Annotated in this window: 12 protein-coding genes; 3 read left to right on the top strand and 9 right to left on the bottom strand. The window is 73.2% G+C overall.

All coding sequences use genetic code 11. The features are described 5' to 3' along the window. Nucleotides 1–185: 185 nt before the first annotated feature. A complete protein-coding gene (locus VFL99_RS10105) occupies nt 186–2,474 on the bottom strand; it encodes a thiamine pyrophosphate-dependent enzyme (protein ID WP_325106224.1) in 2,289 nt (762 codons plus the stop codon). Between the two features lie 159 nt (nt 2,475–2,633). Here VFL99_RS10105 and VFL99_RS10100 point away from each other — a divergent pair, with 159 nt between their 5' ends. Further along, nucleotides 2,634–3,560, top strand: a complete 927-nt coding sequence (locus VFL99_RS10100) for a LysR family transcriptional regulator (RefSeq protein ID WP_325106223.1) — start codon at nt 2,634–2,636, stop codon at nt 3,558–3,560. Nucleotides 3,561–3,659: 99 nt separating this feature from the next. On the opposite strand, the gene amaB is transcribed toward VFL99_RS10100, so the two are convergent. The 3 genes from amaB to VFL99_RS10085 form a co-directional block, all read right to left on the bottom strand. Then, the gene (gene amaB / locus VFL99_RS10095; protein WP_325106222.1) at nt 3,660–5,192 is read right to left on the bottom strand and encodes an L-piperidine-6-carboxylate dehydrogenase; all 1,533 of its coding nucleotides are present in this window, start codon (nt 5,190–5,192) and stop codon (nt 3,660–3,662) included. A gap of 70 nt (nt 5,193–5,262) precedes the next feature. Continuing rightward, the gene (locus tag VFL99_RS10090) at nt 5,263–6,426 is read right to left on the bottom strand and encodes an NAD(P)/FAD-dependent oxidoreductase (RefSeq protein WP_325106221.1); all 1,164 of its coding nucleotides are present in this window, start codon (nt 6,424–6,426) and stop codon (nt 5,263–5,265) included. Between the two features lie 233 nt (nt 6,427–6,659). Beyond that, nucleotides 6,660–8,423 (bottom strand): DEAD/DEAH box helicase, encoded by a 1,764-nt coding sequence (locus tag VFL99_RS10085; protein WP_325106220.1) that lies wholly within the window; start codon nt 8,421–8,423, stop codon nt 6,660–6,662. A 119-nt stretch (nt 8,424–8,542) separates the two neighbouring features. On the opposite strand from VFL99_RS10085, the gene VFL99_RS10080 reads away from it, so the two are divergent. Both VFL99_RS10080 and VFL99_RS10075 read left to right on the top strand, forming a co-directional pair. Continuing rightward, nucleotides 8,543–9,025, top strand: a complete 483-nt coding sequence (locus VFL99_RS10080) for a carboxymuconolactone decarboxylase family protein (protein WP_325106219.1) — start codon at nt 8,543–8,545, stop codon at nt 9,023–9,025. Between the two features lie 106 nt (nt 9,026–9,131). Continuing rightward, complete coding sequence (locus VFL99_RS10075) at nt 9,132–9,419, top strand: hypothetical protein (protein WP_325106218.1); 288 nt, start codon at nt 9,132–9,134, stop codon at nt 9,417–9,419. Here VFL99_RS10075 and VFL99_RS10070 read toward each other — a convergent pair. The 5 genes from VFL99_RS10070 to VFL99_RS10050 all read right to left on the bottom strand — a co-directional run. Further along, nucleotides 9,368–9,697, bottom strand: a complete 330-nt coding sequence (locus VFL99_RS10070; protein WP_325106217.1) for a DUF3039 domain-containing protein — start codon at nt 9,695–9,697, stop codon at nt 9,368–9,370. The genes VFL99_RS10075 and VFL99_RS10070 overlap by 52 nt on opposite strands. A gap of 58 nt (nt 9,698–9,755) precedes the next feature. Next, a complete protein-coding gene (locus VFL99_RS10065) occupies nt 9,756–10,313 on the bottom strand; it encodes a YqgE/AlgH family protein (RefSeq protein ID WP_325106216.1) in 558 nt (185 codons plus the stop codon). A gap of 44 nt (nt 10,314–10,357) precedes the next feature. After that, on the bottom strand, nt 10,358–12,157 hold the full coding sequence (locus VFL99_RS10060) for a DEAD/DEAH box helicase (RefSeq protein WP_325106215.1): 1,800 nt from the start codon (nt 12,155–12,157) through the stop codon (nt 10,358–10,360). Nucleotides 12,158–12,351: 194 nt separating this feature from the next. Next, a complete protein-coding gene (locus VFL99_RS10055) occupies nt 12,352–12,729 on the bottom strand; it encodes a VanZ family protein (RefSeq protein ID WP_325106214.1) in 378 nt (125 codons plus the stop codon). Then, on the bottom strand, nt 12,729–14,017 hold a 1,289-nt coding region (locus VFL99_RS10050), incomplete at its 5' end, for an NAD(P)-dependent malic enzyme (protein ID WP_325106213.1). The genes VFL99_RS10055 and VFL99_RS10050, both read right to left, overlap by 1 nt.

Below are 14,017 nucleotides of genomic sequence, written 5' to 3'. Positions count from 1 at the left end.
TCTCGCACAACGCCCGCACCGACGAACGGACCGCGACCTCCTCCTCACTCAACAACTCATCGATCCCCGCCAGGTCCATCGGGTCCAACGGCGCCCGCTTGCCCTTGCCACTGCTCACTGCCGCTCTCCTTCGGTATGCCGAGTGCTCGGCGTCGGTGCGATGCTCGCGTTCCAGTCTGGTCCAGTCACGGGCGAGGCGCCGCCAGGGGGCTGGCCGTGCCGGTGCGCACGCCGTTGGGTGCCTGACCCCGGTCGCCGGCGACCACCAGGTCGCGCGCTGCCTGCTCGATCTCGTCCTCGGAGACCAGCACGAGGTTCGCGGCGTCGCCGAGGGGCACGTAGCTGTCCGCACCGGCCACCACGGTGAGCGATCCGGCATACCGTCCGCGGCGCAGGGCGTCGACGACACCCTCCCCCACTCCGCCGGTCTGCCGCGTCTCGTCCACCACGAGCACCCGTCCGGTGGCGTTCGCCTCCCGCAGCAAATCCTCCACCGGCAGCGGCGCGAGCCAGCGCAGGTCCAGCACGCGGCTGCGGACTCCCCGCGCTTCCAGTCGTTTCGCCACCCGCAGGCTCATGTGGACGCCGTTGCCGAAGCTGACGATCGTCAGGTCCGCACCCTCACCGTGGGTGCGTCCGCGGCCCAGCGGCGCCTCGGCCTGGCGCCATGCATCCGGCTCCCGGTAGGGCGCGAGCCACTGCCCGTCGCCCTCCTCGTGCAGGTCCTTGGTGTGGTAGAGCGCGATGGGTTCGAGGAACGCGCACACCCGCCCCTCGACCTGCGCGGCGGCCACACAGGTGCGCAGCATGGCCGGTGCGTCGTCCGGGCGCGCCGGGACGGCGATCACCAGGCCGGGGATGTCGCGCAGGACGGCGACCGAGCTGTCGTTGTGGAAGTGCCCGCCGAACCCCTTCTGGTAGGCGAAGGACGCGATCCGCACCACCATCGGGTTGAGGTACTGCCGGTTGGCGAAGAACGGCAGGCTCGCGGCCTCCCCGCGCAACTGGTCTTCGGCGTTGTGCAGGTAGGCGAGGTACTGGATCTCGGGGATGGGCAGCAGGCCCGCGACGCCGGCGCCGAGGGACAGCCCGAGGATCGTCTGCTCGTCCAGGAGGGTGTCGAACACCCGGGCGCGGCCGACCTTCGTCGCCAGCCCGCGCGTCACGCCGTAGACGCCCCCCTTGCGGCCGACGTCCTCCCCCAGCACGATCGCCTCCCGGTGCCCGGCCAGCACGTCGGCCAGGGCGCGGTTGATCGACTGGGCCAGCGTCAGCGGGCCCTCGTCCTCGGGCAGCCGCCCACCGAAGACCTCGCCGCGCCGCTCCGGGGACGCGGCGCTCACGGCGTCCTCCCGGGCGGGTCGGTGGTCCGAGCCGGGCTGCAGCGGCGCCACGACCTCGGCCCTGCTCGTCAGCGTGGGGTGCGTCAGGACCTCCAGCGCGATCGCCCGCACCTGCTCGCGCTTGGCCTCATAGGTCGCCACCACCTCCTCCGGCGTCAGGATTCCGGCGTCCACGACCAGCTGGGCGGTGCGCAGCAGCGGGTCGTGGTCGAGCTCCGCGCGGATCTCGGCCGGCGTGCGGTAGGCCGACTCCACGTCGGAGCCGGCGTGGCCGAGGAGGCGGACGGTGCGCAGGTGCAGGAAGGCCGGGGACCGGCGGCGCCGGACGTGGGCGGCAGCACGGCCCGCGACCTGGACCGCGTCGGCGAGGTCGCACCCGTCGGCCGCGAAGTAGGCGAGCCCGGGTCGGTGGGCGTAGTTGGCCTCGACCCATCCCTTCGGGGTCCGCACGCTGATGCCGATGCCGTTGTCCTCGCAGACGAACAGCACCGGCATGGGCAGCCCCTGGAAGGTCGCCTGCATCGCCGCGTTGAGCGCGCCGACCGCCGTCGAGTGGTTCACCGAGGCGTCCCCGAAGCTGCAGACCGCGACGGCGTCGGTGGGCCAGGGCGTGGCCACCCCCAGCTTCTTGGCCCGCTCGATCGAGAAGGCCACGCCCACGGCACGGGGCAGGTGCGAGGCGATGGTGGAGGTCTGGGGCAGGACGTGCAGCGCCGGGTGACCGAAGACCTTGTGCCGGCCGCCGGAGATGGGTTCGCGCGCCGAGGCGGCCACGCCCATGAGGACGTCCCGCAGCCCGTCGTGTCCGGGGACCTGGGCGGCACGACCGAGATAGAAGGCCCCCGAGCGGTAGTGCAGCAGCGCCGGGTCCGTGGGGCGCAGCGCGTCCGCGACGGCCACGTTGCCCTCGTGCCCGGAGGAACCGATCGTGTAGTAGCCGCGGCCCCGGGCCTGCATCCAGCGCGCCGCCAGGTCGAGGTGGCGGCTGCCGAGCTGGGCGTCGAACAGCCGCAGCAGCCGCTCCGGCGGGAGGCGGTCCGGTGCCGTCCCACCACCCTCGCCGGCAGTGCGGCTCATGCCCCGCACCACCTCGACGAACCGGGCATCGACGTCCAGCGTCTCGCTGCTCACGCTCGTGGCCTCCGTCTCCACTCGTCCGGGTGCCGCACACACCCACCCACGACCTTCCCCGACGGTGGGGGGCTGGCGCCAGCATCGCAGCCCCAGACCTGTCCACCGCAGGGCCAGCAACGCTTGCCCTGCCCTGCACGCCCGCGCTTAGGGTGGGCCATGCTCAACCCCGTCCACCTGCGCACCCTCGTGGCCGTCATCCGGGCGGGCTCGTTCGCCGACGCCGCCCGACAACTGGGCTACACCGGGTCTGCGGTGTCCCAACAGATCGCTGCACTGGAGCGCAGCGTGCGGGTTCCGCTCTTCGAGCGTTCCGCCCACAGTGTCCGGCCCACGCCGGCGGCCGAGTTCCTCGCTCGGCGGGCACGGGACAGCCTGACGACCCTCCGTGCCCTCGAGGACGACGTCGCCGGCATGGCCCAGGGAACCGTGGGCCGCATCCGCGTGGGGAGCTTCCCCACGGCCAGCGAGCGGCTGCTCCCCGATGCCCTCGCGCACCTCCGTGAGCAGCACCCCGCCGTGGAGGTCCTCCTCGACGAGGGCGAGACCGACGACCTGGTGCATCGCCTGGGGGACGGCGAGATCGACCTGGCCCTCGTCTACCGCTACGACCTCGTCCCCCGCCCGTGGCCCCGCAGCCTGGGCGTGCGGCACCTGCTGCGCGAACAGCTGGTGCTCCTGCTGCCGCCGGGGCACCCCCGCAGCGAAGGAACGCTCCGGCTGGGTGATCTGCGGGACGAGCCCTGGATCTCCACCCGGGAGGGCACCGCCGGTGCGCTGTGCCTCACCCGACTGTGCAGCCGGGAGGGATTCGAACCGCGGATTGCGGTGCGCAGCAACGACTACGACGTCATCTCCGCCTTCGTCCGGGCGGGTCTGGGCATCGCCCTCGTCCCTGCCCTCAGCCACGAACCGACGGACGAGGTGGTCGCCAGACGCGTGGAGGACGTCACCGCCCACCGGCACGTGTCGGCCCTGCACCGGTCGCTGCGGCACAACCCCGCCGTCGCGGGCGCGGTGGACTCGCTGGAACGATCGGCCGAGCACCTCATCGAGCTCCAGCCGGGCGTGGACCGCCCCGAGTGAGACAGCACCCTCGTCCACGCCGGTCGTGGGCGCACCGACGGCTGCGGCCGTGCTCCGCGGCCGCGGAGCACGGCCTCACCACGGACCCTGCCGCACCCCTCAGACGCTGAAGTCCACGCCCTGCGCCAGCGGCAGCTCACCGGAGTAGTTGATCGTGTTGGTCGCGCGGCGCATGTACGCACGCCAGGCGTCCGATCCCGACTCCCGACCGCCGCCGGTCTCCTTCTCGCCACCGAAGGCACCGCCGATCTCGGCGCCGGAGGTGCCGATGTTGACGTTGACGATGCCGCAGTCGGAGCCCACCGCGCTGACGAACTGCTCCGCCTCGGCCTGGTCGCTCGTGAAGATGGACGACGAAAGCCCCTGCGGGACGGCGTTGTTGAGCTCGATCGCGGTGTCGAGATCGCGGTAGGTCATCACGTAGAGCACCGGGGCGAAGGTCTCCTGGCGCACGATGTCGGTCTGCTCGGGCATCCGCACGATGGCCGGCTCCACGTAGTAGGCGCCCGACGAGGCGTCCTCCATGCGCCGGCCACCGCCGACGAGGACCTTGCCGCCCTGCTGCTGTGCCTGCTCCAGGGCATGCCGGAGGCCTTGGTAGGCCCGCTCGTTGACCAGCGGGCCGACCAACGTGCCCTCGGTCATCGGGTCACCGATCGGCAGCCGCTCGTAGGCGGCGGTCAGTCGTGCCTGCAGGTCGTCCGCGACGTCCTCGTGCACGAGCACGCGCCGCATGGTGGTGCACCGCTGCCCGGCGGTGCCGGCAGCGGCGAACACGATCCCGCGGGTGGCCAGGTCGAGGTCGGCCGACGGAGCCACGACGGCGGCGTTGTTGCCGCCGAGCTCGAGCAGGAACCGGCCGAAGCGGGCGGCGACGCGCGGCCCGACCGCCTGGCCCATCCGGGTGGACCCGGTGGCGCTGAGGAGCGCGACGTCGGGGTTGTCGACGAGCCGCTCCCCCACCTCGGCCGCGCCGATGACGACCTGGCTGAGGTGCTCCGGGGCTCCTGCCTCGGCGATCGCCTGCTGCAGCACCGCGTTGCACGCGAGGGCGGTGAGCGGCGCGGTCTCGGAGGGCTTCCACACGACCGGGTCGCCGCAGACGAGGGCGACCGCGGTGTTCCACGACCACACGGCGCAGGGGAAGTTGAAGGCGGAGATGACGCCGACCACGCCGAGCGGGTGCCAGGTCTCCATCAGCCGGTGACCCGGCCGCTCCGACGGCATCGTGCGTCCGTACAGCTGCCGGGACAGGCCCTGGGCGAACTGGCAGACGTCGATCATCTCCTGCACCTCACCGAGCGCCTCGGAGGTGATCTTGCCGACCTCGAGGCTGACGAGCTCGCCGATGTCGGCCTTGTGCTCGACGAGCAGCTCGCCGAAGCGACGCACCAGGTCACCGCGCACGGGGGCCGGGACGGAGCGCCAGGTGCGGAACGCCTCGGCCGCGCGGGCGACCGCTTGGTCCACCCCGGCGGCGTCGGTCCACGCGACCGGGAGCAGGTCCTGGCCGTTGATCGGTGACCGCGACACCTGGTCGCCGGCGATGGCGTCGACGTCGACGCCGCAGCGCTCCAGGGCGGCCCGCGCGCGAGCGCGCAGGTCTTCGGCGGTGGGCAGGGTGGTGCTCATGGTGTTCTCTCCCGTGTCGGTGTTGCGGCGGTTGCCGCGCTGAGGTGGCTGGTGTCGTCTGCTCCCATGCTCACACGATGTTGAGCTCCGGTCGCGACCGCTCCTGGGCGAACCGGGCGGTGTCCAGCGGGGCGACGTCGATGGCGGGGGTGCGGCCGAGGTAGAGGTCGCGCAGGACCTCCCCGACGGCCGGCCCCATGAGGAAGCCGTGGCCGGAGAAGCCGGTGGCGTAGAGGAACCGGTCGATCCCCGTCGCCTCCCCGATCAGGGCGTTGTGGTCCGGGGTCATCTCGTAGAGCCCGGCCCAGCCGCTGGTGAACCCGACATCCAGCAGCTGGGGGGCGCGGCGCTCGATCGCGGCACCCAGCCGGGGCAGCCACGCGTCGGACCGGCCGAGCTTGAAGCCGGGCTCCTCCTCCGGGTCGGACATGCCGATCAGCAGCCCGCGTCCCTCCCGGTGGAAGTAGAAGCTGGTGGCGAAGTCGAGGGTCATCGGCAGGTCGGGCGGGAGGTCGGCCATCGCCTCGGTGATGAGCACCTGCCGTCGCAGCGGCGTGACGGGCAGGTCGACACCGGCCCAGTCCCCCACCTCGCGGGACCACGCGCCGGCAGCGCAGATGACCGTGTCGGTCTCGATGCGTCCCCGGTCGGTCCGGACAGCGGTGATCCGCTCACCGACCGTCTCGACACCGACCGCGGCGCAGCCGGTCACGATCCGGGCCCCGTGCCGCCGCGCCCCGGTGGCGTAGCCGAGCACGACGGACTCGGGGGTGCAGTGCCCGTCGGCGGGAGAGTAGGTCGCGGCCAGCAGCCCCTCGGTGTTGACCAACGGGGCCCGGCGCTGGGCCTCCTCGGGGGACAGCATCCGGCTCGGCACGCCGAGCTCGTTCTGGAGGGCGACGTTCTGCTCGAAGGCGGCCACGGCGTTCGGGTCGTCGAGCAGGAAAAGGTAGCCGACCTGGTGCAGGTCGATCTCCTGGCCCGGCCGCTGCCGGAACCGGGCGAACGCTTCGAGGCTGCGCTGCCCCAGCTCGATGTTGAGCCGGTCGGAGAACTGCGCACGCACGCCACCGGCGGCCTTGCAGGTGGACCCGGAGCCGAGGGCGTTCTTCTCCAGCAGGACGACGTCGCCCACTCCGGCCTCGGCCAGGTGGAAGGCCGCACTGACCCCCATGACCCCACCGCCGATGACGACGACGTTCGCCCGTGCGGGCAGCTGGGTGCCGTCGGCCACCGTGTCAGCCCTCCTCCGTCGCCCGTCTCGAGTTCGTCGCCCGTCTCGACCGGCTGCCTGGGACAGCCGGCCTGCCGGTGGTTCCACGGTACGGTTCGCGACGCCGGGGAGTCACGATCGGCCGTGGGCACGCGCCCGCAGACTTCTGCGGGGTCAGCACCAGTGTCGCTGGTGGTGGCTCCGGTCCGATCCGCGCCCCTGCCGAGCGCCCCCACCCGGAGACCCGGGGGCTGTCAGCGGCGGCCCACGAACCAGTTCCGGATCGTGTCGATCCGCGCCAGGACCTGCTCACTGGTGGCCTCGTCGAGCGCGGGCCCTCCGCAGCGCCGACGCAGGTCGGTGTGCACGACGGCGTGCGGCGTGCTCGTCTTGCGGGCGTAGGCGGCCACGAGCGAGTTGAGCTCCTTGCGCTGGGCGGCGAGCGCCCGGTGTGCCGCGACCGGCTGCTCCGCCGGGGCCGGAGGGGAGCCGGCGCGACGCCCCTGCTTGTCCTGCCGGTCGCGCAGCAGCGTGGCGACCTGGTCCGGCTCGAGAAGCCCCGGCAGCCCGAGGTACTCCTGCTCGTCGTCGCTGCCGGCCACGGCTCCGAGGCCGTACTGCTGGGCGTCGAAGAGCACGTGGTCGAACTCGGCCTCCGACTCCAGCGCCTCGAAGGACAGCTGCTCGTCCGGCTGGGTCTGCGTGCGGTTGGCCGCCTCCATGAGCGCCTCGGACTCGGCCCACAGGTCCGCTTCCTCGCCGGGCTTCCTGGGCCGGTCCAGCGCGTGGTCGCGCTGCTCCTCCAGCCGCGCCGCGTGCTCGAGGATGAGGGGCACGCTCGGCAGGAACACCGACGCGGTCTCCCCGCGCCGCCGGGCACGGACGAACCGCCCGACCGCCTGGGCGAAGAACAGCGGGGTGGACGTGGAGGTGGCGTAGACCCCGACGCACAGCCGCGGCACGTCCACGCCTTCGGACACCATGCGCACGGCGACCATCCAGCGGGCGTCCGAGGCGGCATACTGCTCGATCCGGGCGGAGGCCCCGGCGTCGTCCGAGAGCACGACAGTCGGCTTGTCGCCGGTCAGCGACTCCAGGATCTTGGCGTAGGCGCGCGCCTGGGTCTGGTTGGAGGCGATGACCAGGCCCCCGGCGTCCGGCACACCGCGCCGCACCTCGGTGAGCCGCCGGTCGGCGGCCCGCAGCACCGCGGGGATCCACTCCCCCTTGGCGTCCAGCGCCGTCCGCCAGGCGTGGGCGGTCACGTCCTTGGTGAGGGGTTCGCCCAGCCGCGCAGCCACCTCGTCCCCGGCCCGGGTCCGCCAGCGCATGGCTCCCCCGTAGGCGAGGAAGAGCACCGGCCGCACGACCCCGTCACGCAAGGCTTCGGCATACCCGTAGGTGTAGTCACTCGCCGAGCGCAGCACGCCACCGTTGCCGTCGTCCGGTTCGTAGCGCACGAACGGGATCGGGCTGGTGTCGGAGCGGAACGGGGTGCCGGTGAGCGCGAGGCGACGGGTCGCCGGCTCGAACGCCTCGCGGATCGCGTCACCCCACGAGCGGTTGTCGCCGCCGTGGTGGATCTCGTCGAGGATCACCAGCGTGCGCGCCGCCTCGGTGCGGGCCCGGTGCAGCTGCGGCCGGCTCGCGACGCCGGCGTAGGTGACGGCGACACCGTGGTAGTCCCGGGAGTGCCGCCCCTGCCGGTTGGTGAACCGCGGGTCGATCTGTATGCCGACCCGCCCCGCCGCGTCCGCCCACTGGGTCTTCAGGTGCTCGGTGGGCGCCACGATGGTGACCCGCTCCACGATGCCGCGGCCGAGCAGCTCGGTGGCCACCCGCAGGGCGTAGGTCGTCTTGCCGGCGCCCGGCGTCGCCACCGCAAGGAAATCACGCGGAGCCTCGGTCAGGTAGCGCTGCAGGGCGGAGGCCTGCCAGGCCCGCAGCTTGTCCGCCGTGCCCCACGCGGCCCGCTCGGGAAATGCCGGTGAGAGGTGCGAGGCGGCGGACGTACTCATAGGGCGTCGAGACTAACCGACGGACGACCGCCGACCGGTGTGGGACACCCCGCGCGAGCGGTCTCCGCGGGGCGAATTACCCCTGATCCGTGGTCAGTCGCCGGGCGTAACGTCGAAGCATGACAGCACGACTGAACCTCCAGGAGACGACTCCCGACGCCTACCGCCGCATGGGCGCCCTCGAGCAGGCGGCCCACCAGGCCAGCAGCAAGGCCGGGATCCCGCAGGCGCTCTACCACCTGGTGAAGGTCCGTGCCTCGCAGCTCAACGGGTGCGCCTTCTGCCTCGACATGCACACCAAGGAGGCCCGGGCCGACGGCGAGGACGAACAGCGTCTCTACACCATCAGCGCGTGGCGGGAGACCTCGTTCTTCAGCGAGCAGGAGCGGGCGGCGCTGGCCCTGGCCGAGCAGGTCACCCGGATCAGCGAGGGCGGCGTGAGCGATGAGGTGTGGGCACAGGCCGAGAAGCAGTTCAACGCCGAACAGCTGTCCGCCCTGATCTGGGCGATCGTGGCGATCAACTCGTGGAACCGGATGGCGATCAGCACCCGCTCACCGGAACCCGGGTCCTACCAGCCGCAGGGCGCCAGCCGGAGCTGAGCCGCCGCGGGCCGGTCAGGTCGCTGCGGGTCGTCGGGGCCTTGAGTACCCCTTCTCGGGACCAAGGTCACTGGTGCCCGGAGGTGTTCGGGGAGAGCGTGGACCCATGAGGACCGTGCGGGACGTGCAGGCCGCCTGGCGGCGGTTCCGCGACCTCAACGCGGAGCTGGTTGAGGCGTGGGAGCGCCTGTGGCTGCTCAACCACCCATGGCTGGAGGACTACCTGCACTGGACTCCCGAGGGTGACCTCCACGGGGAGGTCACGCCCGGCAAGGGCTGGCGGATGCCCAGCGTCACTCGCGGCGGCTGGTGCCCCGGACAGGCCCGCTCGGGGTCGACGGATCAGTCGCCGCCGCCGTCGCCACCGTCCTGGGGGGCGCGCAAACCGTCGTAGATCTCCTTGCAGATCGGGCAGACCGGGAACCGGTTCGGGTCACGGCCGGGCACCCAGACCTTCCCGCAGAGCGCGGTCACGGGCTCGCCGGACAGGGCGCTCTCGAGGATCTTCTCCTTGCGCACGTAGTGCGCGAAGCGCTCGTGGTCGCCGGGCTCGGCGAACTGCTCCTGCACCTGCTCGCGCTCGAGCACGGCGGTGGTGGTCTGGGGCAGCGAGCGTTCCGGCTCCGGGCTGGTCGGGTCAGAGGGTGCGCCGGGAGGTGTCTGCTCCGTCATGCGGGCGATTGTACGGCGCGCACCCGGGTGGCGGCCCGCGCGCGGGAGCCGCTCCGGCTCAGTTCATCGTCGGGTCTTCCGGAAAGGTCGCCACGAGCGCCAGCTTGCTCCGCTGCCGTCGCAGCACGTCGACCCACAGGTGCTCGGGGTCGGAGGTGAAGGCGTCCCGGGGCTCGGCGTCGACGACGTACCAGCCGCCGGCGCGGATCTCGTCCTCGAGCTGCCCGCCCGCCCACCCCGAGTAGCCGGCGAAGATGCGCAGGCCGGCCAGCTCCGGCATGACCACCAGAGGTGGCGTGTCCAGGTCGACCAGGCCCAGGCCGCCGAACAGCAGGCGCACCCCGAGCGGCTCGGAGACGTCACCCGGCACGGTGACGAGCCCGAGCGCCGAGTCCAGGCCCACCGGACCGCCCTGGAAGAGCTGCGCGGGCGGTGTGACGTGCGGCTGCCAGTCCGGCAGCACGGCGTCGACCCGGGCCTCCAGCCGCCGGTTCAGCACGATCCCGTGGGCGCCCTCCTCGTCGTGGTGCAGCACGAGCACCACGCTGCGCCGGAACACGTCGCCGCCGGTGTTCGGGGTGGCCACGAGCAGCTGCCCGGTCAGGAACGTCGACACACCCGCATTGTGGCGCGTGGGCGCGCCACGGGCCGATCGGTGGCTCAGTCCGTGGGCGTCCCGCTGCGCCGGCGTCCCCGCCCCGACGTGGTATGCCGGGCCCCGCCGGCTCCCTGCGCCGCTCCCCTGCCGCGGGGCGCACCGCGGTGCTCCTCGCGGCGCCGCTCGCCCCGGCCCGCCGGGCCACCGCGACGCGGGCCGCCGCGCCGCGGACCCTGCTTGCGGGCCGGGGGCTCGAGCAGCCGTCGGACGGTTTCCGGCGAGACGGCAACGCCGCTGGGCATGCCGCCACCGGTGGCGGTGATGAGGTCGTCGCCGGGACGTGCGCGGACCGGCCGGACCCCGTCGAGGCCGGCCGCCTGCGCCATCCGCTCCATCAGCCGGCGCTGGTGCGGCAGCGCGAGCGTGACGACCGTGCCCTGCTCCCCGGCTCGGGCGGTGCGACCGGCGCGGTGCAGGTAGTCCTTGTGGTCGGCCGGCGGGTCCACCTGGAGCACCACGGCGACGTCGTCGACGTGGATGCCGCGGGCGGCGACGTCGGTGGCCACGAGCACCGGGAGGTCGCCGTCCCGGAAGGCGTTCAGCACCCGGTTGCGCGCGCCCTGGCCGAGCCCGCCGTGCAGGGCGGCGGCCAGCACTCCCTGGTCGCGCAGCTGCTGGGCGATGCGGTCGGCACCGAGCTTGGTCCGGGCGAAGACGACAGTGCGTCCCTCGCGGTTGGCCAGCTCGGCGGTGATCGCCTTCTTGTCGGCGGGCTCGATGAGCAGGATCCGGTGCTCCATCGTCGTGACGCTCGCGGTCGCGGCGTCGGTGGAGTGGGTGACCGGGTCGGTGAGGTAGCGCTCCACCACCGCGTCGACGCCGCGGTCGAGCGTGGCGGAGAAGAGCAGCCGCTGCCCTCCGGCGGGCACCTGGTCCAGGATCGTGGTGACGTCGGGCAGGAACCCCATGTCGGCCATGTGGTCGGCCTCGTCGAGCACGGCCACCTCGACCCGGTCCAGCAGGACGGCGCCGCGCTCCAGCAGGTCGATGAGCCGACCGGGGGTCACGATGAGCACGTCGACCCCCTTGTCGAGCGCCTGCAGCTGCGGGGTGTACGGCATCCCACCGGCGACCAGCTTGTGGCTCAGGCCGAGGACGTGGACCAGCGGCTGGAGCGCGTCGCTCACCTGCATGGCGAGCTCACGGGTCGGGGTCAGGACGAGGGCGCGGGGCCGCTTCGAGCCGGCCCGGCCGCCGTCGGCGAGGCGGGCGAGGGTCGGCAGCCCGAACGAGAGGGTCTTGCCCGACCCGGTCTGCCCGCGGCCGAGCACGTCACGACCGGCGAGCGCGTCGGGGATCGTCGCCGCCTGGATCGGGAAGGGGTCGGTGATGCCGTCACGGGCCAGGCGCTGCACCAGGGCCGCGGGGAGTCCGAGGGCGGCGAAGCCGTTGTCGGCGGCCACCGGCGTGGACACCACCGGCGACGGCTCCGGCCGGCGCTCCGGCGCCGGCCGGGCCGGGCGCTCGCGGCGCGGGGCACGCTCGGCACGGGCCGGACGCTCCGCGCGAGCCGGACGCTCTGCCCGAGCCGGACGCTCCGCCCGAGCCGGACGCTCGCGGCGCGGGGCGCGTTCCGTGCGGGCCGGGCGCTCGACGCGCTCCGTGCGCTCGGGACGACCGGTGCGATCCTGCTCGGGACGACCGGCACGGGACCGGTCCTCCTCGCGGATGGACCGGCGGGGCGTGGCCGTCCGGCGGCCGGACGCGGCGCGGGTGCGCGCCTTCGCCTTGGCCTTCTTGGCGGTGCTCCACCGGGCTTTGCTCCCGGTACGGCGCAGGGCAGGACGGGTCGAGGAACTCATGCAGCAGGCTCTCTTCGAGGGCTCGGGACGTCGGCACGGAGGGCCGACAGGGGCGGTCAGGTCGTAGGCACGCCTCGAGCCGCCGTTTCCGGAGCAGTGGTGAGAGCGGACCTCAGGTGCCGGTGGCACCCGGTGGCCGGCCGAGAGTGCTCAGCCGGCAGGCCCGGTGGAACAACGGGCCACACCCAAGGATATCAGCGCGCGAGGCGTCGCCAGACCGACGAGACGAGCAGCCCGAGCGCGACGCCGACGAGGTCGGCGACGGCATCCCAGACGCTGCCGTCACGGTGCGGCAGCAGCGTGGCCTGCAGCACCTCGCTGACCGGCGCGTGCACGACGAGGGCGACGACCACCCACCACCAGCGGCGGGCGGCGGCCAGCAGCGCCGGCAGCCCGAAGACCCCGGCGTGCACCACCTTGTCGAGCCCGCTGACCTCGACGCCACCGGGCGCCGTCGGGATGTAGAGCACCAGCAGCTGGATCGCGACCAGCACGCCCAGCAGCCCCGGCCACAGCCGGTTGCTGCGTGCCTCGACCTGGGTCCCGCTCCTGCTCCCGCCCGGCCGGGCCATCAACGCCCGTCGGCGGTGATCGTCCCCACCGAGGACGAGGCACCGCCGCTGCGCACGGCGGACAGCCCGGCGGATCCCGCCGCGGCGCTGGCGGCCTCCTCGCCGTCCAGCGGCCGGGACAGCTGCTCGGTGTCTCCGGCGGCCTTCGCGGCGGCCTCGACCGCCTTGGCGACCACCGACGCGACGTCCGGGTGGAAGACACTCGGCACGATGTAGGCCGCGTTGAGCTCCTCGGGCGCCACGACGTTGGCCAGGGCCTCGGCGGCGGCGAGCATGACCTCCTCGTTCACCCGGGTCGAGGCGGCGTCCAGCAGGCCGCGGAACACGCCGGGGAAGACGAGGACGTTGTTGATCTGGTTGGCGAAGTCGCTGCGCCCGGTGGCCACGACGGTGGCGTGCTGGGCGGCGGCCGCCGGGTCGACCTCGGGCTCGGGGTTGGCCATGGCGAAGACGATGGAGTCGTCGGCCATCGTGGCGATGTCGTCACCGGTGAGCAGGTTCGGGGCGGAGACGCCGATGAAGACGTCGGCCCCGGCCAGCACCCCCTTGAGGGTGCCGGTGCGCCCCTCGCGGTTGGTGTGCTCGGCCACCCAGCGCAGGCTCTGGTGCCCGTTGCCGGCGATGTCCTCGCGCTGGGCGTGGATCACGCCGTCCTTGTCCGCCACGACGACGTGCTGGGCCCCCGCCTTCAGGAGCAGCTTGAGGATCGCCGTCCCCGCGGCGCCCGCACCACTCATGACGATGCGCACGTCCTCGAGGTTCTTGCCCACGACGCGGAGCGCGTTGCGCAGGGCGGCGAGGGCCACGATCGCGGTGCCGTGCTGGTCGTCGTGGAAGACCGGGATGTCCAGCTCCTCGCGCAGCCGGGCCTCGATCTCGAAGCACCGGGGGGCGGAGATGTCCTCGAGGTTGATGCCGGCGAAGACCGGGCTGATCGCCTTGACCGTGCGGATGATCTCCTCGGTGTCCTGGGTGTCGAGGCAGATCGGGAACGCGTCGATGTCGGCGAACCGCTTGAACAGCGCCGCCTTGCCCTCCATGACCGGCAGGGCACCCAGGGGGCCGATGTTGCCCAGGCCGAGGACGGCCGAGCCGTCGGTGACCACGGCGACGGTGTTGCGCTTGATCGTCAGCCGCCGGGCGTCACTCGGGTTCTCGGCGATGGCCATGCAGACGCGGGCCACCCCGGGTGTGTAGATGAGCGAGAGGTCGTCTCGGTTGCGGATCGGCACCTTCGACTCGACCTGGAGCTTGCCGCCGAGGTGGACGAGGAAGGTGCGGTCGGAGA

Source organism: Segeticoccus sp. (genome assembly GCF_035708005.1).
The sequence above is the reverse complement of the archived record's forward strand: the minus strand, read 5'-3'. Positions and strand labels throughout refer to the sequence as shown.

Bases quoted from the DNA above. Each gene is read 5' to 3' on its own strand.
- VFL99_RS10100 (WP_325106223.1), top strand. From the start codon at position 2,634: ATGCTCAACCCCGTCCACCTGCGCACCCTCGTGGCCGTCATCCGGGCG.
- amaB (WP_325106222.1), bottom strand. From the start codon at position 5,192: ATGAGCACCACCCTGCCCACCGCCGAAGACCTGCGCGCTCGCGCGCGG.
- VFL99_RS10085 (WP_325106220.1), bottom strand. From the start codon at position 8,423: ATGAGTACGTCCGCCGCCTCGCACCTCTCACCGGCATTTCCCGAGCGG.
- VFL99_RS10080 (WP_325106219.1), top strand. From the start codon at position 8,543: ATGACAGCACGACTGAACCTCCAGGAGACGACTCCCGACGCCTACCGC.
- VFL99_RS10075 (WP_325106218.1), top strand. From the start codon at position 9,132: ATGAGGACCGTGCGGGACGTGCAGGCCGCCTGGCGGCGGTTCCGCGAC.
- VFL99_RS10070 (WP_325106217.1), bottom strand. From the start codon at position 9,697: ATGACGGAGCAGACACCTCCCGGCGCACCCTCTGACCCGACCAGCCCG.
- VFL99_RS10060 (WP_325106215.1), bottom strand. From the start codon at position 12,157: ATGAGTTCCTCGACCCGTCCTGCCCTGCGCCGTACCGGGAGCAAAGCC.
- VFL99_RS10055 (WP_325106214.1), bottom strand. From the start codon at position 12,729: ATGGCCCGGCCGGGCGGGAGCAGGAGCGGGACCCAGGTCGAGGCACGC.